Raw genomic sequence first — 21,989 nt, 5'->3', positions numbered from 1 at the left:
CCAAAACGCCTCGCGTGGCGAGTGTTCAATTCCGGCTATAAAGGAATCAAGTGAAAACCTTAACTGATCAATATTCGCTTCCTGAGATCATTTCGGCGTTGGGAATTGAAGCAGAATTGTTCTGGGAGCCTCGCCGACTGGTTTCTCCTGGTGCCTGGACAGGGCATATCGCCACCGCGTTCTGGCTCGTGAAGGCGATACAGCCGCGTGTCGTGGTCGAACTTGGGACACACAGCGGGAATTCGTACTCTGCATTTTGTCAGGCAGTTGCCCAGCTAGGTTTGTCGACACGCTGCTTTGCCGTTGACACATGGCAGGGAGACAAACACGCCGGTGCATATGGGGATGAGGTCTTTCACGATCTTTCGAAGTTCAACGAACTTCACTACGCGGAATTTTCGAAGCTTCTCCGCATGACGTTCGACGAGGCGCGCGCGTATTTTCCTGGCCAACCAGACGGGGAGATCGACCTCCTTCACATCGACGGGCTGCATACCTACGAGGCCGTCAAGCACGATTTCGAAACGTGGACCGGCGCGCTATCCGAGCGCGCGGTCGTCATTTTTCACGATATCAACGTGCGAGAGCGCGGCTTTGGGGTGTGGAGACTTTGGCAGGAGCTTTCGACCAAATATCCCTCGTTTGAATTTGACAACTCCGAAGGCTTGGGTGTGCTCTGCGTAGGCAGAGATCAGACACAGCTTATGACGAAGCTCGTGGAACTGGGAACTGTGCCAGAAGCAGCAGCAACGGTTCGCGCGCTATTTGCCGCGCGGGGCGAAGCGTTCAGGCGTCACGTCAAGGCGATCGATCTCGAGAGACACGCCATCAACCTCGGTGGAGAGATTGCACGCCTGGCGCACGAATCGCAGAACGCTCGAGCTATTCAGCATGAAGTCAGTCAGCGCATCGAGGCGCTGACATCAGACCTCGAGCATGAGAAAAACAAACAATCAGCGCAGGCGACCCAGCTCGACCTCTCGGAGCAGCGCATCGAGGCACTGGCGTCCGAATTGATCCGCGCAAGGGAGAAGCAATCGGCACAAATGACCCAGCTCGAACTGTCGGAACAGCGGGTAAGGGACTTGGAGGCCGAGCTTGTTTCGCAGCACAGCGCTCATGAAATCCAAATTCACAATTTGCTCGAAAGCGAACTACGGGAACGCGATCAGATCGTTCGATCGTTTCAAACTTCGACCTCGTGGCGCGTTACGGCGCCTATGCGTTCGATGATCAAGCGCTTGCGAGGCGGGGCGTCCCTCGCAAAGGCGCCTGCGCTCTCTTCCGTCGCAAAGATAAGCGGCGCACCTTCAACTAAAGTGACTGTTGCACCTGGAGCGCTTGTCGGCGCGGATCCTAAGGCGGCTATGCGTGAGGGTTTCAAGGTACGTCTTGCTTCATTCCTTACGGCGAGCGGTTCACTTCGGTTCAAGCGTGACGCGTCTCCGGATGTGAGTATCCTGCTTGTCTTTTACAACAGCGCTGAATTGAGCTACGCCTGTCTTGCGTCGATCGCAGAGGTGTTAAATGGAAGTCCCGTTCGCGCTGAGGTAATCATTCTGGATAACGGTTCAACCGACGCGACGTCCAGGCTGCTCGATCGAATCGAGGGTGCCACGATCATTCGCAGCCGCGAGAATCTCCATTTCCTGAAGGGAGCAAATCGCGCGGCGAAAGAAGCCCGCGGCAAATACCTGCTTTTCCTTAACAACGACGCATTGTTGCTACCTGGCTCGCTCGAAGCTGCGTTTTCGCTTTGCGAATCGAGCGGCGATATCGGTGCCGTTGGTGGTCGCATTATTCTGCCGAACGGATCATTGCAGGAGGCAGGTTCCGTCGTTTGGAACAATGGCGCGTGCACGGGTTATGGCCGCGGTGCCGCACCTGACGCGCCTGAATTCATGTATCGGCGCGATGTCGATTACTGCTCCGGCGCGTTTCTCATGACGCCGCGCGCAGTATTCGAGGAACTCAAGGCATTTGATGAAAGCTACGCACCGGCATACTATGAAGAGACCGACTTCTGCCTGCGGCTTTGGGAATCTGGGCTCCGGGTGGTCTACGATCCTGAGGTCGTGATTCTGCATTACGAGTTCGGTAGTTCCTCGAGCTCCGAGCAGGCACTGCAATTGCAGCAGCGTAATCACGCGATATTTCGCGAGCGTCATGCAGCCTGGCTCGCAAATCAAAAGGCTGTTGAACTGGAGCGCATTCTTTGGGCGCGTCACGCGCGTAATGACAAGCGTCGCTTGCTTTACATTGAAGATCGCGTGCCGCATGAGTATCTGGGTTCGGGATATCCGCGTTCTCGCGAGCTTATGTGCGCGCTGGAGCGAGTGGGCGCACAGATTACGCTTTTCCCTATGTTCGAGCATGAGGAGACATGGTCGGCGATCCGTCAGACAATTCCCGTGTCTGTGGAGGTGATGCGCGGTCATTCGGCGAAGGATCTTCCGCAATTCTTGCGAGATCGACTTGGCTACTACGATGCGATTGTGGTGTGCCGGCCTCACAATATGGAAGCCTTCCTGAAGGTGACCAATGGCGGTCATGCCAAATGGACGGGTGATGCGGCGATTATCTACGATGCCGAATCTCTGTTCGCGTCGCGCACGCTCCTCGAGCGAAAATTAAATGGCGAAATCGTTTCTGCAGTTGAAGCGCAAAAAATGATTAGCGATGAGATTGCGCTGACCAAGCCTGCGAAAGCGGTTATTTCGGTTTCGGAGGCAGAAAAGCGCCAATTTGAGATGCAAGGCGTGGGCTCGGTCTATGTCTTAGGCCACTCTGTCGAGCCGTTTGCTACGCCGCGTCAGTTTGATCAGCGCACAGATTTCTTGTTCGTCGGTGGCATTCACGACGATAGATCGCCCAATGCCGATTCTCTTCGCTGGTTCGTGGAGAAGATATGGCCATGCGTGCTGGAAAAACTCGGCCCTGCGACCAAGCTGCATATAGTCGGGCACAATCGTGCGTCGAGCATCCTGGCTTTGAAGAGCAGCACGGTGCACCTGGTCGGCAAGGTCGATGACCTCTCGCCGTGGTATGACCGTGCACGTGTCGTTATCGCACCCACACGCATTGCGGCTGGCATCCCATCCAAGGCGCATACAGCGGCCGCCCACGGTGTCCCGATGGTTACGACCCGGCTGATCGCCGAGCAATTGGGCTGGGATTCGGGCGTGCATCTGCTCGCTGAAGATGACGAGAAAGCGTATGCCGACGCCTGCTGCCGACTTTATACGGATCAGGCACTTTGGGAATCGGTACGAACCAATGCACTTGCGCGAGTCGCTTCGGATTGTTCGCCCGAGCGCTTTACCCAGACAGCGGGTGATCTGCTTGCACAAATTTCCCGCACGGGCCGTCATTCGTAAAACCAGTAATCTCAGGATTGATGCTTATGTTCGAGCCGACTCTCACACCGGCAAACGATCTGACACTCGATGACGGCTGGTGGATCTCAACCGGGGCAGACCCATTTTTTTTACTCGATTTCGGTTCGAGGGGAATGCCTTCCGGCCGGAATGTCGTTTGTCTCGACGTCGAAGTGGAAAATGGGTCTTTTTCTCCGACACTGTATTTCGATCTCGGCGCGGGTTTTTCGCAGGAACTGGTTCAGGAACTACCTGTTCGGCCGCTCGGCACCATGGGGGTGCTAGTGGCATTGCCGGGCAACCTGCAAAAGATCCGACTCGATCCCATGACCGGTCAAGGGCGCTTCAGGATAAACAGCTTTTCGTTTCGTCCGGTTTCAAGCCTCTCTCTTGCATGGCAGCGAAGCAAGCCATTACTCCGCACGATCGGGAGCCGGCCGCAACTGATTTGGCCGTATACGATTCAAGCAGCAAAGCTGATGAAACGGCGAGGCTTGAAGGGTGCTTTGCGCCACGCATTGAGGGATCGAGTGAGCGAGGAGCAGGCCGGTGGCCCCGTGAGCGACTATGGCGAGTGGGTCAAGCTATACGATACGCTTTCTGCGGATGACAAGAAGAAAATCTCGGCACACATTGCGCGCTTTTCGGTGAGCCCGCAGATCTCGGTGCTTGTGCCACTCTACAACACGCCAGAGCGGTTCCTGCGTCGATGCATTGATTCGGTGCGAGCGCAACTGTATGGCGAATGGGAGCTTTGCCTCGTCGACGACGCATCGCCGGAGTCGCACGTCCAGAAGATCTGCGAACATTATGTGCGTCTCGACGCTAGAATTCGCTACGTGCGCCGCAGCGCGAACGGTCATATTGCTGAGGCGACGAATACCGCGCTCGAAATGGCAACGGGTATTTTTTCTGCGTTGCTGGATCATGACGACGAACTCGCACCGCATGCTCTCTATATGATCGCGGCGGAGTTAAACGCGCAGCCCGAACTCGACATGCTGTTCTCGGATGAGGATAAGATCGACGAACAGGGTAATCGTTATGAGCCTTGGTTCAAGTCCGACTGGAACTATGACTTGATGCTCTCGCAGAACGCTGTCGTGCACCTGGCGGTGTATCGCACATCGATCCTCCGCGAGATGGGTGGCTTCCGTAGCGCATTCAACGGCAGTCAGGACTATGACGTTACGCTGCGATTTAGCGAGCGGACCGCGCCTGCGCGCATCAAGCACATTCCTTTTATTCTCTACCATTGGCGAGCCATTAGCGGATCGGTTGCGCTTGCGGCGACGGAGAAATTGTATCCGTATGAAGCCGCCGAACGATCAATACGCGAACATCTGGCGCGTATGGGCCGCAACGCAACAGTCGAGCAACAACGGCATCTTGGCTACTACCAAGTGAAGTGGGCTGTCGCCCAGCCAGAGCCGAAGGTCGCAATCATCATTCCGACGAAGGATAAAGTCGATTTGCTGCGGGTTGCGGTCAGCTCCATTCTCGGAAAGACGACATACAAGAATTACGAAATTCTGATTGTCAATAATGAGAGTGTCGAACCCGCCACGATGGAGTATTTCGAGGAAATCATCCAGGAGCCAAGTGTACAGCTGATCAACTACAATAAGCCATACAGCTTTGCGGCACTCAACAACTGGGCTGTCACGCAAACCGATGCGCCATTATTGGGTTTCCTGAACAATGACATCGAGGTCATTGCGCCGGAATGGCTCGGTGAGATGGTTGGGCATGCGCTGAGGTCAGAAGTCGGCTCGGTCGGGGCAAAGCTGCTTTATCCCAACGGGACGATTCAGCATAGCGGCGTGGTTGTCGGTATTGGAGGCCTCGCTGGGCATCCGCACGTCGGCGAGCCTGGCGATACGCCGGGATATTTCGGTCGAGCAGCGTGCACGCAGCGCTACTCAGCGGTCACCGCGGCCTGCATGCTAATGCGGCGCGAAGTGTTTCTTGAGATCAACGGGTTCGACGAGGTCAACTTCGCCGTTGCTTTCAATGACGTCGATTTGGGGCTGCGGTTGGGGAAGGCCGGGTACGCGAACGTCTGGACGCCGCGGGCTCTTCTTTACCACCACGAATCGGCTAGCCTCGGGTTACCGACCAATGAGCGGCGTCGCAATCAATTCCTCGAAGAATGCGCCAATTTCCGGCGCATTTGGGCGGGGGCAATCAAAAATGATCCCTTTTACAACCCTAATTTGACTATATCGGGCGGCGATTTTCGTCCGGACTTCCCGCCGCGCGTACGCAAGCCTTGGCTAGTCGACGGTGGCGGCTACGAAGTCGAGACGAAGTAGGGTGAGGCCAATGACTAGGCCGGGGCGCATTGCCACATGATCACGACGATGCGTGCACGGCGTGCTAACCATCGGCGCGATCGTTCAAGCGCTCGCGGAAGACCACAGAGTCTGACGTGCGCGAAGCTAGGGAGTCAGCCCCGTGCAGACAATAGCGGCGTCATGTCGTCGATAGCGCGACTGCCTTTCGGTTGAGCAAGGCGACGGCGTAAAGAGCTTTATATTCCTGAGGGCCGTCCGCGGGTTTTGGCCGGCACCTCGCAGCATGGCATGGTCAAGTGTCCCCCTTTCAACCCGTTTCAGTCGAGTTCGAGGTCCTGTAACAACTGTCATCTCGGTAATCACACGTTTCAGGCGAGCCGGCGTCATTGCCGCAGACGCGGCTGAACTCGATACTGGCATGCACAGGGCATGAAACACCACCGACATATTCTGGCGCCTCGGAAACGTGGCGTATACTGTCCCGACTTCGCTGCTTGTTTGCAATATATATTGGAGACTCAGGGACGGTACCATGGAAAATGTGCAGGTCGGCCGCAGGGACAAACTGATCGGTGAACTCGAGATCAAGGAACTTCTTGGGGCGGAAATCGGTGCGCTTTGCCGCCCGGTTGTCAGTCGTACCGACGGACAGGTTTTGTACATCGACCATACCGACACTGAATCGCTGAAAGCTAAATACGCCGGCGACCGGGACGTCGATGTCGAAGCGATCGTTGATGTAGACGCGGTCTGGGGGGAGAACACTCTATCCGATGCATTGGGATCTCGCTCGGTGGACTACGTGGTTGCTTCACACGTTATTGAACACGTGCCTGACCTCGTGACGTGGCTGTCGGAGCTACGTTCCGTCCTCAAGTCCGGTGGCCAGGTCCGTCTGGCTGTTCCGGATAAACGGTTTACGTTCGACCATCTGCGTCGTGATTCAAATCTGGCAGATATCCTCACGGCGTATGTTGCCCGCGCAAGGCGACCGCAGATCCAGCAGATTCTCGACTACAGGTTGAATGTGTCGCCGATTCCGTGTGACGAGGCGTGGCGTACGCCTCTTGGCAGTCGTCCTGCCAAGAGGCAGCATACTTTCAACCAGGCACTTGAGATCGCTCGCTACTATGCTGGCAACGAGGAATATCACGACGTCCACTGCTGGGTCTTTACACCAAAATCATTCGCCCAGCTATTTGCGGCCTTGGCAGATGGCGGCCTCATTGATTTTGCCTGCGAACGTTTCTTCGATACGGCATTCCATGAGCTTGAGTTTATCGTGTGGATCAAGCCGGCGGATCGGCAGACCGCCGTTGAAAGTTGGAAGCGAATGGCGGAAACGGCCGCAGAGTTCATGCCGCAACTTCAGAAGTCACCGACTCCCGTTAGTGAACCTGAGGCAGACAACATTACTTTGGTTCCAGAGCAGGACGTGATGGCGCTAAAAGACAGGATTTCGGCTATGGAGGCATCACACTCCTGGCGGGTAACAGCCCCTCTCCGCAAGATCCGCTCACGTTTCATGCGTCAGTGATGATTCGCGTGGTCACAGTGGACTTGGCCTCGTTAAGGCCGCCGCAAAATCTCCTCCTGCGCCGGCCACTCCTCCCACACCTGCTAGGCACAACTCGAGGTGCGCGAAAACAGCGCGAGCGTCCCCCGAATTGATGCCGCAATTGTTTAGCCAGACCCGGAGGTGGTGATAGACCGGCGCGGCTACGCAATTGCGCACCGGCCGTTCAAGCGGACGAGAAAGTAGCGTGGCTCACGTTGATTGGTGTAGGCAGCACACTAATACAGAGGTAAGCGTGGCACCAGCGACGTCTTGACTGGAGATAGTGATCTTCAGGCTGCGCTGTGGAACTGAGCGGCAACGACCCACGGTGCGAGTTCGTCGATGCGATTGATCGCATGGTCGGCGATACGTGTGAGCACGTAGCGCAGATACGCCTCAGGATCGATGCCGTTGAGCTTTGCGGTGCCAACGAGGCTGTAGATCGCGGCAGCACGTTCGCCACCGGAATCTGCGCCGGCAAACAGATAGTTGCGGCGGCCAATCGCCACCCCGCGTAGCGCGCGCTCGACAGGTAGATTGTCGATCTCCAACTGCCCGTCATCGCAATAGCGTGTGAGCGCTTCCCATCGATTCAACGCATAGAGAATCGCCCGACTCGTGTCCGATTTGCGCGAGAGTGTTTCCAGCGTGGTTGCGAGCCACGTGTGGAATTGATCGAGTAGCGGCCGCATATGCTCCTGGCGATGTGCACGGCGCTCGTCGGGCGGTTTGCCCCTGATGGTTTCCTCAATCCTGTATAGCGCGCCGATACGCTCAAGCGCTTCGGTGTTCAACGCATTGGGGCGCGCTGCATGCAATTCGTAGAATTGTCGTCGAGCGTGCGCCCAGCAAGCCGCCTCCGTGACTTTCCTGGTTTCGTAGATAGCCTGGTAGCCACCGTATGCGTCGGCTTGCAGCGTGCCGTTGAACGAATCGAGATGTTGCTGTGGATGGATGCCCTTGCGATCCGGCGTGTAGGCGAACCACACCGCCGGCGGCGTCATGTCGGCCGATGCACGATCATCGCGTACATACACCCACAGGCGACCGGTCTTCGTCTTGCCGTTGCCCGGTGCAAGCACTGGAACCGGCGTGTCGTCGGCGTGCAGTTTCGTCGCTGACATCACGTGACGACGCAGTATTTCAACGAGCGGCTGCAGCAGCGTCGCTGCGTGACCGACCCACTTCGCAAGCAGCGAGCGATCAAGCTCGACGCCCTCTCGCGCGTACATGACCGATTGCCGGTAAAGCGGTATGTGGTCTGCGAACTTCGAGACCAGCACGTGCGCCAGTAGCCCCGGGCCGGCGAGACCGCGTTCGATCGGACGGCTCGGTGCAGGTGCCTGAGAGATGTGATCGCAACACACGCACGCAAGCTTCGGGCGCACATGACGGATGACCCGGAAGCTGGCCGGTACGTACTCAAGCTGTTCGGCGACGTCTTCGCCCAGTGACTTCATCAGGCCACCGCACTGTGTGCACTTCCCGGTGGATTCGGGCAAGTGCGTTTGGATCTCGCGCGGCAGATGTTCGGGCAGTGGCCTGCGCGGTGCCTGTTCCACAGCCGTGCGCGGCGTCTTCGGGATTTCGACCGGCGCTGCGCCTTCGTCGGCCTCAAGCTCCTCGAGGCGCAGTTCGAGTTGCTCGATCTGGCTGTCCAGCTTCTCCGACCTGCGACCGAACTGCATACGGCGCAGCTTGGCAATGAGCAGCTTGAGGTGTTCGACTTCGGCGACGCGCGAAGCCAACGCGGCTTGTTGCGAGTCGACCGTTTCCTGCAGTTTGAGCACTTGTGCGTCGCGCTCGCGCAGCGCCGCCTCCTGGCTGAGCAGCATGGCCTTCAGCGTTTCGACATCGTCGGGAAGTGGGTTCGCGCGCGTCATGCAGGCAGTTTACGCGCCGTCGACGACGTTTACAACGCTGAGGTCGGTCGTGCCGTTCTCGTCGGCTGCCGCCAGTCGATGCCTTCCAGCAGCATTGATAGTTGTGCCGGGCTCAGGCAAATAACGCCGCCGTCGGCTTGAGGCCAGACGAAGCGCCCCTTCTCGAGTCGCTTCATCAGCAGGCACATACCATCGCCACTCCACCACAACACTTTGAGCAGGTCGCCGCGTTTGCCGCGAAACACAAAGACGTGCCCGCAGAACGGATCGCGCTCCAGCACGGTCTGCACCTTGGCGGCGAGACTGTTGAATCCGGCCCGCATGTCGGTCACGCCGGCAGCCAGCCACACACGTGTGCCGGAAGGCAGACCGATCACGCGTCAGCCTCCGCAGCGGCACGCAACGTACGCAACACGACACGCAGCGTGGCTGCGTCGGGCGTGCCCTCAATACGCACGCGTGCGACGCCGACGCTAATTTCAATCACACCGGGACAACGGGCTGAGACTTGCTCCGCGACTGAACGGGCAATACAGTCTCGCTCTCGATCGTGCAGTCCTCGTGTACTACTTCTACCGGCAACAGTGTCGGCGGCTCGTACAGTCCCGCTTGATAGGCCCGGCGCCATTTGAATAACAGGTTCGTATTGAGCCCGTGTTCCAGAGCCAGTCGTGCGACCGAGACGCCCGGTTCACATGCAAGCTTTGCGAGTTCTCGCCGAAACTCAATGGGGTGGTTGGGGGTACCTTTACGCGTGCGCCTCGCTGCTATTGCTATCTCAGGTGACAAAGTAGGCTCCACCACTCGTTTGGTGGGGCCTACTTTGTCCACTTTGGCGTCATCAGTCTAGACGGTGCTCGGGCAACGCTTACATACAGAGCTCCTTCAAGGTCGGCGCAGTTTGCAAAATCTTTCATTGGCGTACACGTACGCATCCGCAGGTGACGTTCCTGCTTTCGCAAAGGCGACCCAGCCCGGCAGTTTCGGTGAGCCAGGGACGGCCTGCCTGACGTCGTCCCGCCGCATGCCGGTCACCCCATATCCGATCGTTTCACCGTCGCTGGCGGTCAGGACAATCAGTGCGTCGGATCCGGCTCGCGAGGCGGCCCAGCCACCGGCGATGATTCCTTCGCCGTCATTCTTCGCATTCTCGAACATCCCGGTACACCAGCCAGACTCGACTTTGGCCGGATCAAACTTCACCTGCCCAGCATCACGCAGCCACTGCTGACTGTAGTAGCCGATATGGTGGGTTGATGCGTAAGCCGTTCGGCTCTCAAATCGCGGGGCGCGCTCCGGATCCTGGGGAAAAATCTGCGCCGTCAGATCCTTGCGTTCCATTCCGATGCGGTTGCTCAAGACGGCGAGTTTCCAACTGTAGAGATAGCCGAAGTCGTCAAGAATTAGACGTTGCCCAAAAGCGACTCCCGTTGCCAGTGCAACGGAAATCAGCATGACGGCGCTTCGAGCAGCCCTATTGCGCAGGTAGTCAAACAGGAGCAGTGCAAGTACCCACCAGGCGATGAGCGGGCCCGTCGTGTATCGCCCGGCCACCGCACCCATGAGGCCGCCCGCCGAGCGCCCCTTTGTCACTGCGAGAGCTGAAAGCAGCACGGAGACATAGATGCAGATCAGGAACGTCCGATATGGAGTTGCTTCCTTCTTCACATAGATTCTCAGCGAGACCGCTACCGCTGCAGAGAGCGTGACCGCGCCGATCACCACGCAAATCGGAACCGAAAGTCCAACCATCGCCAAAGGGTTCGCCATGAATAGGGAGACGAATGCGCCCTTGAACAGTAGTCCATGATCAGCGCTCGCAGCCGGCAACTCCGGCGGCACGTAGCCGATGAAGTACACAGCGATCATGACTACACCTACTATGGCCGTCGTAATCTTCTCGATCAATGGGCGCCGCGCTAGTAAGGTCGCACCGAACAGCAATGCATATACGCCAAGCCCGTTTGCCATCGAGAATTCGGCGAGCGCGGCGGCAGAATAGGCCGTGACGAAGCGGATTAGAGCGGATTTCTCGAACCTGCAAAAGAGAGCACATGCGAGAATAGAGAAGAAGTAAGCCGCTACGACTTGAGTCTCGAACCCCCAGACGAGCACTTCACGCTGCACCCATGCAAAAGCGAACGCAAGGCCCAGACTGACCGACCACGCGCGTGGCACTTCCCTTGATTGTCGCGAAATCGTGAAGACAATGGCCGCCAGCGTGGTCAGAATGGTGGCAAACAGGAGGATGTGATTGCCATGGAAGAATCGGAGGTCGAGCCAGAATAGCGCCCTTGACGTCACGATCCGATGCTCCATGTGATTGGCCCACCAGTTGTGAAACCCTCCGCTTTCGAGACTCGTGATGTAGAAACCGAGATATCCGTCCCACTCATCCCAATAGGGTATCGGTGTATAAAAACGGTGGATGCCGTAGAGTGTCGAAATCGTAACAAAAGCGCCCAGGATGACGGCAATAACGGTCGCTATGCCAGATACATTGACTACTCTCCCGGAAGTCGTATTGTTGCCGATTGTCTCGTTCACCGGTTGCAGTCTCATTCCTGTGCGTTGCCTCATAGATGAAGTCAGTGCTCGCGTAGGGGTCCTCCCGCTTTGCGGCCTCAATGCCCGAAGCTAAATCTCTTGTGCCCGATATAGCTCGTGAACACCGGAACGATGACACCGATGAGGTGCGCGATATCCCGCTCGTGCCAGTTCATACCTATTGCGGGAAAAACATAGTACGCAAGCGCCACGCTCACGGCCCACGTCTGTATCACCGCCACAAGATTGACAAGCGTGAAAAACAACGCGGAGCGGTACGTCGACTGTTTGCTTTCAGTGAATACGAACGCTTTCGCGAGCACGAACGCCGTGACCATCCCTGTGATGTAAGCAACGGCGATGGCGGCCGAATAGGGTATCCACAGGTTGTAAAGGATGCGGCTCGACCAGTTTACGGCGGCCGCGAAGCCGCCAGTAAGCAGGAACATCAGGAAATTCTTCGACATGAAGCCGTTCCTGACGAGCGTTTGGGCTCGAGTCATATCATCCTCGCCATTTTGCGTGAGAGCCCAATACTCTCGGAGATGCCGCGATCCTCTGGGTAGTAGTAGGAGGTGTCTGCAACGAGCAAACCTTCCACCGGCAACTGGATCGGCGGCAGGCGATCTAGATAGCCGGGTTCGCAAATGGGCTGCGCGAAGCGATAGCGGCTCGCGCGAACGTCAATGAAGTCGTTCGGTGTGAGCGCAGGATTGATCTTCATGAGGTAGCGCTTGACCTTGTCGATGAACGCGGAGTCCGGTTCCTGATACTTAGGATGCTCGCCAGGCACATAAAACGGCACGTACACAACATGGTCGTTAAGCGGCCGCAAATTTGTGTACTCGACGATGCCGGGAATATCCATTTCCGGATCGTTCGTGTTCAGCCAGAAGTTCTCGGTTACGCGCTTCTTGAGCTTCGCGATCACGCAAACCACCGCGACGTTCTTCTTGCTGCTGAACGCCTCGAGAATATCAGTCGGCAGATCGGGCATCACGCGCGGCACATAAGGCAGCGGAATCGTGCTGATCACCTTGTCGAATGTGTGGAACTCGCCGCCTGCTTCAATGCCTTTGACCTTGCCACCTTCCATCACCACTTTCTGCGCAGGCGTGCCGAGCCGGAACTCACCGCCATGCGCCTCAATGTAGCTGCGCATGCCGTTAAGAAGCGTGTCCGATCCACCTTCGAGATAGCCAAGCTTTTCGCGGAAGAGGTCGTAGCGCGAACGCCCGATACGGCGAATGCGGCTCCAGATCCACGCCGCCGAAAGGTTGTACGCGTAGTCGTAGAACTTGTAGTCAAACAAGCGCCGCCACAGCACTTCCCACGCCTCCTCGCCAATCCAGCGCCGAATCCAGCTCGTGGCTTCGACGTGATCGAGTGGCTTCCAGTCGTTACGCTTCGTCGAGAGGAACGCATGGAGACCGTAGCGAAACTTTGCGCTCAGGCTCAGACCTTTGAATTTGAGCAGCGCCATGGGATTCCCCCAAGGCTGCACGCGCCCCTGGTAGAAGTAGCCCATTTTCGTTTCGCACCACTTCATCTTGTCTTCGAGGCCGAGTTCACGCAGCACTTCGAAAAACGCGTGATCCGAGATCGCATGAAAGTGGTAATAGCGCTCGATCGACAGCCCGCCGAAGTCGAAGCAGGCAGCCATGCCGCCCACGCGGTCATCGGCCTCGAAGATGATCGGCTTGCGTCCGTCCTTGACGAGTTGGTAGGCGGCGCCGAGACCCATCGGTCCCGCGCCGAGCACGGCGATACGTTCTGTACTCATGTGTCCTTAGAACTCCAGGGCGATGTGGCTATACGTGGGATCGTTGAACGTTTCGTCCATGGCTTTGGCGAACGGCGTAGCGCGGATGCCAAAAATGCCTTCCCAATCGATCACCTCGAACTCGTCGCCAGCGGTTAGCGCCTTGAGCTGATCGGCCGTAAACGGCGGGTTCTTGTCGAACACAGCGTAGATCTTCAGTAGCACGTAAAAGAGGCCGTATGGAATGCGTACGATTGCGCAGCGTGCACGAGTCGCGCGCTTGATCTGCCGGATGATGTCGATGTAGTCGACGCGCTCGAGCCCGCTGATATTGAACGCCTGCCCCTTGATGCGCGAATCGATGCTGCTAATGATGACGTTGCAGAAGTCGCCAACGTAGAGCGGCTGACGCATGTACTTGCCGCTGCCCGGAATCGGAAACACGGGTACGCGGTGCATGAAACGCGAGAGCCAGCCAAGGTGCTTGCGGTCGAACCAGCCGAACATCAGCGTCGGGCGCAGCACGACGCAGTTGATGCCCGATGCCACGACGATCTCTTCCTGTTCACGCTTGGTTTGCGTGTACCAGTCGTCACCGACCGAATTCACCACAGACGAGCTGATGTGCACGGTGTGGGGAATGCTGTATTGCTTGATGACGTCGAGCACGTGGCGGGTTGCCACGATGTTGTTGCGCACGAAGGGTTCTTCGGTCGGCGCACCGATCTGTGCCTGCAGCATGACAACGACGTCAGCGCCTTCGAAATATTTTGCCCACTCGCCCGGTTCTGCAAGATCCGCATAGAGCGCCGTAACGTCCGGATGAACCTGGCGCAGGACTTCGAGGTTGGCCTTTTGCTTGTCAAGCACGACGAGATTGGTGTATCCGCGCGCCTTGAGCCGGGCGACCAGATTTTGTCCGACCAAACCGGCGCCGCCAGGAAGAATGATGCGAGTCTGATTCATGCGTTAGCGATTTATTAAATGATGCTCTACGTGAATTGCCGCTTGCGCGCTCTTAAAGCGACGCCCGTTTGAACGCGAATTTCGGTACGGACCGGATGATCAGCATGATCAACGACCAGAACCAGGGCGTATAGAGAACGTCCCGGTTCTTCTCGATTGCGCGTGTAATGTCGGCGGCCACCTTGTCCGGGGTCGCAACGAGCGGGCCGGGCAGTGGCAGACCCGCAGTCATTGGCGTGGCGACGAAACCCGGCTTGATCGTGACGACGTGCCCGCCCACCTTGAAAAGACGGGCGTTCAGACCCTCGCAGAATGCCGAGAGCGCGGCCTTCGCGCTGCCGTAGAGATAATTCGACGGCCGGCCGCGATCACCTGCTACAGACGAAATGACGGCGATCGTACCATGGCGCTGTGCCTCGACCAGATTCGCGATCGGCGTGAGCAGCCCGATGATTGATGTGACATTGGTATTGAATTCGCGCATTGCCACCGCTGGGTCGGCCTGGCACTGCGCCTGATCGGGCAGCGTACCCGGCGCGACGAGCACGATATCGAGCGTGCCCAGTTCGGCCTCGCAGCGCGCCAGCATGGCCGAGTGCTGGTCGACGTCGTTGACATCGAGTTCATGGCACGTCACCGCTTTGGCGCCGCGCGCGCGGAGGTCGTCGGCGACCTGCTGCATCCGCTCCGCGCTGCGAGCGACGAGAAAAAAGCTCGCGTCCTTCGCAGCCCAGCGACGGGCACATGCCGTCGCGATGGCCGAGGTTGCGCCGATGATCAGGATATTTTTCATGTTCGTGTCGTTCGTTCCCAAAACCGTGAAAGCATTGCCGGGTCTCGAAGGGACTCCAGTTGCTGCCATTGCGGGTAAGCGGCCCGGAAATCCGAGCCGGACATGTGGGCGTCTTTCGCCGGATAGAGCCGGCCACGCGCCTCGCGCACAATTGCGTCGAGACGCGTGAAAAGCCGCGCATTCTGCGCGTCGCGCTGCGGAAAGTCGAGCGCCAGCGAGGTGCCCTCGCGCGGAAACGACAGGAGTCCCGGCGATGCGATATCGCCACAGCGCTTGAGCACGGCTAGAAAGGAGCCTGTACCGCTCGTCGCGATCGCCTCAAGGATTTCGCGGATGGCGTCGCGAGCGGCCTCGGGCGGCACGACGCACTGGTACTGCTGAAAGCCCTTGCGGCCGTAAATCCGGTTCCACTCGAGGAGGCTGTCGAGCGGGTAAAAGTAAGCATCGTAGCTAACCTTCGAGCGCCGCTCGCCGCTGCGCTGGCGGTGGTAGTACGCGCCATTGAACGCGCGCAAGGTCAGCCCATTGAAGATCGGCACGGGCAGCGTCATTGGCACCGTTCGCTTCTTGCGGCGGTCGACTTCGAGCGGTCCGCCCCTCGCGTGGTCGCCGACCATGAAGATGCCGCGCCCAAGCGTCGAACCTCGGCTCTGGCAGTCGACCCATGCCACGCTGTACTCATGCAGTGGGTCGAGGCGTTCGGAAAGCGCGAAGAATTCGTCGAGGTTCGAAAAGCGGATATTCGTCACGTCGATCAGGCTGGAGCGGATCGGCATGAGCTGGATTTCCGCCCACATGATCAGTCCCGTGAGACCGAGTCCCCCGATCGTTGCCGCGTATAAATCCGCATGCGCGTCCGGTGCGCATTCGAGCAGCGTGCCATCGCTGCGCGCCAGTCCGAAGCGGCGTACATGGCGGCCGAAAGTCCCGCGCACGTGATGGTTCTTGCCGTGGACGTCGTTGGCGATCGCGCCGCCCAGTGTCGCGTATTTGGTGCCGGGCGTGACAGGCAGCATCCAGCCGCGCGGAATAGCGACCTCGAGGATTTGCTCGAGCGTGACGCCTGGCTCCGCGCGCAACACGCCAGCCGCCCAGTCGGCCGCGATCAGGCGGTCGAGTGGCAGGGTTTGCAGCACGTGGTCCGAGGCGGCGAGGCAACTGTCGCCGTAGCTGCGACCGTTACCGAATGCGAGCGTGCTGCCGTTTGCCTCTAACACGTCGCGCCAGGTCGCTGCCGCGCGATCACGCCACGCGATTGCATGTGCCTGTTGCGGGAGGGCGGGGTAGCGGCCCCAGGACAGCACCGTATCCATCGATCAGGTCGCCGCCCAGAACACGAGACAGCAGAGCGCGAGCACTGCAAGGCTCACACGGTCGCGCGCGGCGAAGACGATTGGGTCGTCGTGCATCAGTCCACGGTGCGCAATGATCCACGTGCGGCTTACCCAGTAGAGCAGTAGCGGACACGCGAGCCAAATAATCTGTGGGTCCCGGTAGAGTTGCGCCGTGTTGCCGTCCTGGATATACATGGCGAGCACGAGCACAGAGAGATAGCCGGACGCCGTGCCCAGCGATGAGATGAGCGATAGGTCGCTCGCCAGGTAGCCGCGGCCGCGCGTTTTCGCGAGCCCGCGCGCCTGCATCGAATGAAGCTCGGCATAGCGCTTCACGAGTGCGAGGCTCAGGAAGATGAACATTGAGAACGCTAGCAGCCAGAACGTGAGGTGCGCGCCAACGGCGGCCGTTCCGGCGATGATGCGAGTCGTGTAGAGCATCGCCAGCACGACGACATCCACCATCACCTGGCGCTTGAGGTACATCGAGTAGGCGAGTGTGAGGGCGTAATAACCGAGCAGAACGGCGCCAAACCGCCATGGCAGGAAGACTGCGGTCACCACGAAAGCGCTTGCGAGCAGGACAGGAAAGAGCGCTATCCCCGAGGTGAGCGGCAGCGCGCCGGACGCGAGCGGGCGCTTGCGTTTGGTCGGATGGTGCCGGTCGTCCTCGAGATCGAGCATGTCGTTGAGCAGGTACACGCTCGACGCACAGAGTCCGAAGGCAAAAAAAGCAAGCAGCGCTGCAACGATGAGATCTACATCGGCGAGCTTGTGCGCCGCAAGCAGGGGCACGAAGATCAGCAGATTCTTCAGCCATTGATGCAGGCGCAGTGACTTCGACCAGGTCTTCAGCGCCGGTGGTCGCGATTCGATAACGCGCTCGACATTGCCGATCTTGCGCGCGGCGCGCTCGACGCCGCTAGAGGGATTCACTACATACGCGCGCGCAGCGGATTGCCAGACCGCGATGTCGTCGTGCGAATTGCCTGCGTAGTCGAAGTTCTTTTCGCCGTATTCGGCTACGAGTTTGTCGCGTTTGCGCTCTGACGAGAGGTTGATACCGTCTGCGGTCGCGAAGGTCTGCTCGAAGAGGCCCAGATGGTCGGCGATGGCATGTGCGTAGCGCTCGTGACTGGCGGTCGCCAGCACGAGGGGGCGTCCGGCTTCGCGCTCTTCCTTGAGCCAGTCGAGCACCTGTGCATCGTAGGGCAGGACAGTCACATCGACATTGGTGTTTTCGGCGAGGCCAGCCTTAAGGGCGGGCTTGCCACCGCGCGCAAGCCAAACGAGCGGTCTGTAAAACCGCAGTGGCGCGGATTTGAGGTAAGCGAATCCCGATTCGATTAGCACATCCGATCGAATCAACGTGCCATCCAGGTCAACAACGAGTGGTCTGCTGCGCATACAGTCGGCCAGTTGGCAATGTGTTTGTAGAGTGTGGTTGATTGGGCGCTCGCCTCGATCCATCCAAATCCTGCGCCGTTTTCAAGCCAGGAATTTTACCCGGAACTTGTGGTCCCGTTACAGGCATGCCGTCGATCTCATGTGCGCATGCGCCTGTCGACGACTTGCGCGGCGGTTCCCCGTTCCCTGGAGCACGGGCAGTTAAGGTGCGCAGGCGCATTCATGCAGGCGGTTGGATCTTGCCGGCGTCCAGGGACTGCGCATCGGGCATTTCGCAGTATCGACCGGAATCTAGCCTGCCAAACACCCGAATTTGCGGGGCGGCTGGGCGTTTGAAAAAGCCAGTCCAGCCGCCGTAACGATCTTTGGAGCCAGTGATCGGCGCGAGATCCGGGCGTTCTGCACCGGTGATGCCCGTACCCAGCACCTTCCCGGTGGAGTCCGCGATTACGATCGACGAGACGTATCGCTTGTTGGCCGGGTCGTAAAGCCATCCCGTGGCTGCGAACCGTTCCGGGGTCGCGGTCGCCTTTATGCTGTCAATCTTACCGATGCAGCGGGCGCTTGCGGAGACCACCTCCGGCGGCACCGCAAAGTCGCGCTGGTCCGGGGCGAAAATGGAGAGTCCCGCCGCCTGCGCGCGCGTGGCAACCGCCTGTAGCGCCGCTGGGTTGGGGTAAATCATGGCTGTATAAGGGGCGTCGTAGATGTCTGCTCGCACCGCGAGGCCTGCCACGCGTTTCGCGTACAACTCGCGATGAGTCGAGTGAAAGACCATCCGCTGCGCCACCGCGATCATGACGAGCACAAAAATGAAACCGCCGACGATCACGCGTCGCCAGTCAGGACGAGTTTCATTGAGCCAAAGAAAGGCGAGGAGCGACGCGGTCATCAGCAGTGGCCCTGTGGTGTACCGCGACAACGTTGCGGTATCGAGGCCAAAGCCAATTCGCCCGACAGCGGTGACGAATGCACTTGCACTGATGAACACGGCCATGGCTAGCAGCGCTGAGCTGACTACGGCGCGACGTCGCAGGGCAATCCAAAGCGCATAAATCAGGCTCGCGAGTACGACTGCACCCCAAAGAGCGGTCGTCGGCATGCCCAGGCAGCCCCATGTGGCCGGCGAGCCGAGATAGAGCAGGACGTAGAGCAAGACGCCAAAAGGATGGTGCACCACTGCGTCGCGCAATCCCCCGCTCGGCGAATTCGAATGCCAACCCGTGAAGTAGGTCAGCCAGATTGTTACCGTCGCTACTGCAATCACAAGTAGACGCACACGCGTTGTACGCAGGTACATTGCCTGAACGGCGAGCACTGGGGCAACGAGGACGCCGCTGACCATCGAGAACGCCGCCATGATCGCGCTACCAATGGCAAGTGCGAACCATCCGGCCGAGGACGCGGACGCCCCGCGAAGGCGGGCGCTTTCACTGAGATCGAGGGCGTCGAATGCGTAGAGTCCGAACAGATATACGGCGAACCACTGGTTCTGGAAGCCCCACGTAAAGTTCTCCGACTGCATCCAGGCGAATGCGAAGGCAAGCACGCCACCGGCGGCGATCATCCGTGACGCACGCGAATGCGTCAAATTCCGGCAGGTGATCCGATAGAGCGCGATGGCGATCAATGCCGCCAGGACAACGTTGGCGGCGAGGTCGAGCACGTTGCGCCCGCCAAGGTAGCGCATGTCCGCGAAAAAAATCAGCCGTGAAAAGAACAGGCGATGCTCGTTGTGCAGGCCGAAGAACGCCGCCCAGGGGTGCTCAAGCGCATGCAGGTAGAAACCGAGTGTCCCGTCCCATTGATCTCCGTAGGGAATCGGGGAGAAATGAAGCACAACTCCGAATAGGGTCGTCGCGAAGATCGTGGCACCGAGCGAGAATACGACCGCCGGCCAGAAAATGCGGTTTCTTGTCAGATATTTCAAATAGGACACGGCAAAGGTTTCATTTTGGTTTCCAAATTCTGGTCAACAGGTAAATCTGTAAAGGGCTCCCGGCGATCGCGCTGCGTGCCCATCTGTGCCCCTTTATTTGCAGGCCGGCCGCTACTGTACTATTCGCCCGCAGTAGCGGACAACCGTAGGGCGAGGACACGAATTCGTTTCGTATTGCCTTATCTGCGTAACAAATAGAAAAGTGGGTTGCCGAGAGCGGACATTTTCAGCAAACTAAGGGTTTTCAATCGACCCCGTTTAATCGGACGGTGCCAAATGGTGCCGAATCGTCGCGTTTCCAGATGACAGTGAGTGCGGTACCCAGCATGGATCACGGCGTGGTGTCCGTATCGGTGGTCGTCTTTCATCCAGACCAGCAACTTCTTGCCCGAACATTCGCCAGTCTTGCGCAGGCCGGCGTCGCGTTGGCGCACTCTGCGCCCGGGATGTTGATTCACCTGTATCTCGTCGACAACGGCGGCATGCCCGAAATGCGCGCTAGCCTGGCCGCACTGTCGCAAGCAGGCATCGCCTGCACGGTGATCGCCGGACACGGTAACGTCGGCTATGGGCGAGGTCACAATCTGGCGATCGAGCGGGCGTCGAGCCGTTACCACCTCGTTCTTAATCCAGACGTGGATATCGATTCCAGCGCGTTAGTCGAGGCGGTTACCTTTCTGGAGGCACATCCCGAAGCCGGCCTGCTAACGCCTGCCATCGTCGACGATGCCGGACAGCTTCAATATCTTTGCCGTCAGTATCCGACCCTTATTGATCTGTTTGTACGCGGCTTCCTGCCTCGCGCCGCTCGCCGGCCTTTCGAAGCACGCCTTGCCCGCTACGAGATGCGGGCGCAGATCAACGAGCGTGACACGATCTGGGATCCACCGATCGTGAGCGGCTGCTTCATGCTTTTCCGCACGAACGTGCTTAAAAAACTTGCGGGCTTCGATGCGCGCTATTTCCTCTACTTCGAGGACTACGATCTCAGCCTGCGAGCGCACGATGTCGCGCGTGTCGTCTACGCGCCGTCGGTGCGGGTGCTGCACCATGGCGGCGGCGCATCGCGCAAAGGGCTGGCGCACATCCGGATGTTTCTCGCGTCGGCGTTCAAGTTCTATAACCGGTTCGGGTGGAAATGGCTTTGAGCCGCGTATTGGTAACCGGTGCGAATGGTTTCGTAGGGAGAGCGCTGTGCGCGACGCTCTCGCGGCATGGCCACAACGTGACTGCGCTGGTGCGGCGCGGTAGTGTCGGCCTGGATGCAGTGCGTGAATGGCATCACGAGGCGGCGGACTTCGTGGGGCTTCAGGAGGCGTGGCTGAGTGATTTGGCCCCCGATTGCGTGGTGCATCTGGCTGCGCGGGTCCACGTGATGCGTGATGACGCCCCCGATCCCGTGGCGGCTTTCCATGCCACGAACGTCGAGGGCACGCTGCGCGTTGCTCGTGCTGCACTGGCCCGCGGTGCCCGGCGGGTTGTCTTCGTGAGCAGCATCAAGGCGGTGGCGGAAGTGGATGGTGGCGTTCCGCTGACGGAATCCGTGCCGCCCATGCCGCTCGACCCATACGGGCTCTCGAAGCGGGCTGCGGAGGAGGCGCTCTGGCGTCTGGGTGAGGAAACGGGATTGGAGGTCGTGATTGTTCGTCCGCCGCTCGTTTATGGTCCCGGAGTCGGAGCCAATTTTTTGCAGATGATGGATGTGCTTTGGCGTGGTGTGCCGCTGCCGCTCGGTTCGGTGAATGCGCGGCGCAGTCTTGTGTACACCGAGAATCTGGCCGATGCGCTCATGCATTGCATCACCGACCCGCGAGCTGCCAACGCCTGCTTTCACGTAGCAGATGCGGACGACCTTTCCGTCGCCCAGTTGCTGCGCGGCCTCGGCCGCCACCTCTCGAAGCCCGCGCGCCTGATTCCCGTCCCGACGGCGCTGCTGCGCGTCGCCGGCGTGCTGACCGGCCGCGCCGCGCAACTGGAGCGTCTGACGTCCAGCCTGCGAGTCGACGGGACGCTGATTCATGAGTGGCTCGGTTGGCAGCCGCCGTTTACGGTGGAGGAAGGGCTGGAAGCGACTGCACGTTGGTATCGTGCGACGCACGGAATTCGGGGAGACCGTACACGTTGAT

The 21,989-nt window shown here is 58.9% G+C and carries 16 protein-coding genes; 5 read left to right on the top strand and 11 right to left on the bottom strand.

Translation table 11 applies throughout. The features are described 5' to 3' along the window. The first annotated feature begins 50 nt into the window (after positions 1 to 50). The 3 genes from U5A57_RS17805 (at position 51) to U5A57_RS17795 (ending at position 7,211) form a co-directional block, all read left to right on the top strand. Positions 51 to 3,377 carry a class I SAM-dependent methyltransferase gene (locus U5A57_RS17805; protein ID WP_321912951.1) on the top strand — a complete coding sequence of 1,109 codons (3,327 nt, stop codon included), beginning with the start codon at positions 51 to 53 and terminating at the stop codon, positions 3,375 to 3,377. Positions 3,378 to 3,403: 26 nt separating this feature from the next. Further along, positions 3,404 to 5,692 carry a glycosyltransferase family 2 protein gene (locus tag U5A57_RS17800; protein WP_321912949.1) on the top strand — a complete coding sequence of 763 codons (2,289 nt, stop codon included), beginning with the start codon at positions 3,404 to 3,406 and terminating at the stop codon, positions 5,690 to 5,692. 514 nt (positions 5,693 to 6,206) lie between these two features. After that, positions 6,207 to 7,211, top strand: a complete 1,005-nt coding sequence (locus tag U5A57_RS17795) for a class I SAM-dependent methyltransferase (protein WP_321912947.1) — start codon at positions 6,207 to 6,209, stop codon at positions 7,209 to 7,211. Positions 7,212 to 7,522: 311 nt separating this feature from the next. Here U5A57_RS17795 and tnpC read toward each other — a convergent pair whose 3' ends face one another. The 11 genes from tnpC to U5A57_RS17740 form a co-directional block, all read right to left on the bottom strand. Next, the gene (tnpC, locus tag U5A57_RS17790; RefSeq protein WP_415774642.1) at positions 7,523 to 9,067 is read right to left on the bottom strand and encodes an IS66 family transposase; all 1,545 of its coding nucleotides are present in this window, start codon (positions 9,065 to 9,067) and stop codon (positions 7,523 to 7,525) included. Between the two features lie 77 nt (positions 9,068 to 9,144). Continuing rightward, complete coding sequence (gene tnpB, locus U5A57_RS17785) at positions 9,145 to 9,492, bottom strand: IS66 family insertion sequence element accessory protein TnpB (protein WP_321912943.1); 348 nt, start codon at positions 9,490 to 9,492, stop codon at positions 9,145 to 9,147. Between the two features lie 106 nt (positions 9,493 to 9,598). Then, complete coding sequence (locus U5A57_RS17780; protein ID WP_321913011.1) at positions 9,599 to 9,916, bottom strand: transposase; 318 nt, start codon at positions 9,914 to 9,916, stop codon at positions 9,599 to 9,601. A gap of 84 nt (positions 9,917 to 10,000) precedes the next feature. Beyond that, positions 10,001 to 11,662 (bottom strand): hypothetical protein, encoded by a 1,662-nt coding sequence (locus U5A57_RS17775; RefSeq protein ID WP_321912940.1) that lies wholly within the window; start codon positions 11,660 to 11,662, stop codon positions 10,001 to 10,003. A gap of 77 nt (positions 11,663 to 11,739) precedes the next feature. Next, entirely contained in the window at positions 11,740 to 12,165 is a 426-nt protein-coding gene (locus U5A57_RS17770; RefSeq protein ID WP_321912939.1) for a GtrA family protein, read from the bottom strand. Further along, positions 12,162 to 13,445, bottom strand: coding sequence for an NAD(P)/FAD-dependent oxidoreductase (locus U5A57_RS17765; protein WP_321912938.1), 1,284 nt, complete (start codon positions 13,443 to 13,445; stop codon positions 12,162 to 12,164). The genes U5A57_RS17770 and U5A57_RS17765 overlap by 4 nt, the downstream gene beginning before the upstream one ends. A gap of 6 nt (positions 13,446 to 13,451) precedes the next feature. Next, positions 13,452 to 14,390 (bottom strand): NAD-dependent epimerase/dehydratase family protein, encoded by a 939-nt coding sequence (locus U5A57_RS17760; RefSeq protein ID WP_321912937.1) that lies wholly within the window; start codon positions 14,388 to 14,390, stop codon positions 13,452 to 13,454. Between the two features lie 52 nt (positions 14,391 to 14,442). Continuing rightward, entirely contained in the window at positions 14,443 to 15,183 is a 741-nt protein-coding gene (locus U5A57_RS17755) for an SDR family oxidoreductase (RefSeq protein WP_321912935.1), read from the bottom strand. Continuing rightward, complete coding sequence (locus U5A57_RS17750; protein ID WP_321912933.1) at positions 15,180 to 16,496, bottom strand: FAD-binding oxidoreductase; 1,317 nt, start codon at positions 16,494 to 16,496, stop codon at positions 15,180 to 15,182. Before U5A57_RS17750 ends, U5A57_RS17755 begins: the two co-directional genes overlap by 4 nt. Before the next feature lie 3 nt (positions 16,497 to 16,499). After that, positions 16,500 to 17,924, bottom strand: a complete 1,425-nt coding sequence (locus U5A57_RS17745; RefSeq protein ID WP_321913010.1) for a UbiA family prenyltransferase — start codon at positions 17,922 to 17,924, stop codon at positions 16,500 to 16,502. A 220-nt stretch (positions 17,925 to 18,144) separates the two neighbouring features. Beyond that, complete coding sequence (locus U5A57_RS17740; RefSeq protein WP_321912931.1) at positions 18,145 to 19,863, bottom strand: hypothetical protein; 1,719 nt, start codon at positions 19,861 to 19,863, stop codon at positions 18,145 to 18,147. Positions 19,864 to 20,189: 326 nt separating this feature from the next. Between U5A57_RS17740 and U5A57_RS17735 the strand changes: the two genes are divergently transcribed. Together U5A57_RS17735 and U5A57_RS17730 are read left to right on the top strand one after the other, a co-directional pair. Further along, positions 20,190 to 21,011, top strand: a complete 822-nt coding sequence (locus U5A57_RS17735) for a glycosyltransferase family 2 protein (RefSeq protein WP_321912929.1) — start codon at positions 20,190 to 20,192, stop codon at positions 21,009 to 21,011. Next, positions 21,008 to 21,988 (top strand): NAD-dependent epimerase/dehydratase family protein, encoded by a 981-nt coding sequence (locus tag U5A57_RS17730; protein ID WP_321912927.1) that lies wholly within the window; start codon positions 21,008 to 21,010, stop codon positions 21,986 to 21,988. The genes U5A57_RS17735 and U5A57_RS17730 overlap by 4 nt, the downstream gene beginning before the upstream one ends. Position 21,989 lies beyond the last annotated feature (1 nt).

The organism is Paraburkholderia sp. J11-2 (assembly GCF_905220185.1).
In the GTDB taxonomy this organism is placed as follows: domain Bacteria; phylum Pseudomonadota; class Gammaproteobacteria; order Burkholderiales; family Burkholderiaceae; genus Paraburkholderia.
The sequence above is the reverse complement of the archived record's forward strand: the minus strand, read 5'-3'. Positions and strand labels throughout refer to the sequence as shown.

Bases quoted from the DNA above. Each gene is read 5' to 3' on its own strand.
- U5A57_RS17795 (WP_321912947.1), top strand. From the start codon at position 6,207: ATGGAAAATGTGCAGGTCGGCCGCAGGGACAAACTGATCGGTGAACTC.
- U5A57_RS17765 (WP_321912938.1), bottom strand. From the start codon at position 13,445: ATGAGTACAGAACGTATCGCCGTGCTCGGCGCGGGACCGATGGGTCTC.
- U5A57_RS17745 (WP_321913010.1), bottom strand. From the start codon at position 17,924: ATGCGCAGCAGACCACTCGTTGTTGACCTGGATGGCACGTTGATTCGA.
- U5A57_RS17755 (WP_321912935.1), bottom strand. From the start codon at position 15,183: ATGAAAAATATCCTGATCATCGGCGCAACCTCGGCCATCGCGACGGCA.
- tnpC (WP_415774642.1), bottom strand. From the start codon at position 9,067: ATGCTGCTCAGCCAGGAGGCGGCGCTGCGCGAGCGCGACGCACAAGTG.
- U5A57_RS17770 (WP_321912939.1), bottom strand. From the start codon at position 12,165: ATGACTCGAGCCCAAACGCTCGTCAGGAACGGCTTCATGTCGAAGAAT.
- U5A57_RS17750 (WP_321912933.1), bottom strand. From the start codon at position 16,496: ATGGATACGGTGCTGTCCTGGGGCCGCTACCCCGCCCTCCCGCAACAG.
- U5A57_RS17800 (WP_321912949.1), top strand. From the start codon at position 3,404: ATGTTCGAGCCGACTCTCACACCGGCAAACGATCTGACACTCGATGAC.
- U5A57_RS17735 (WP_321912929.1), top strand. From the start codon at position 20,190: ATGGATCACGGCGTGGTGTCCGTATCGGTGGTCGTCTTTCATCCAGAC.
- U5A57_RS17760 (WP_321912937.1), bottom strand. From the start codon at position 14,390: ATGAATCAGACTCGCATCATTCTTCCTGGCGGCGCCGGTTTGGTCGGA.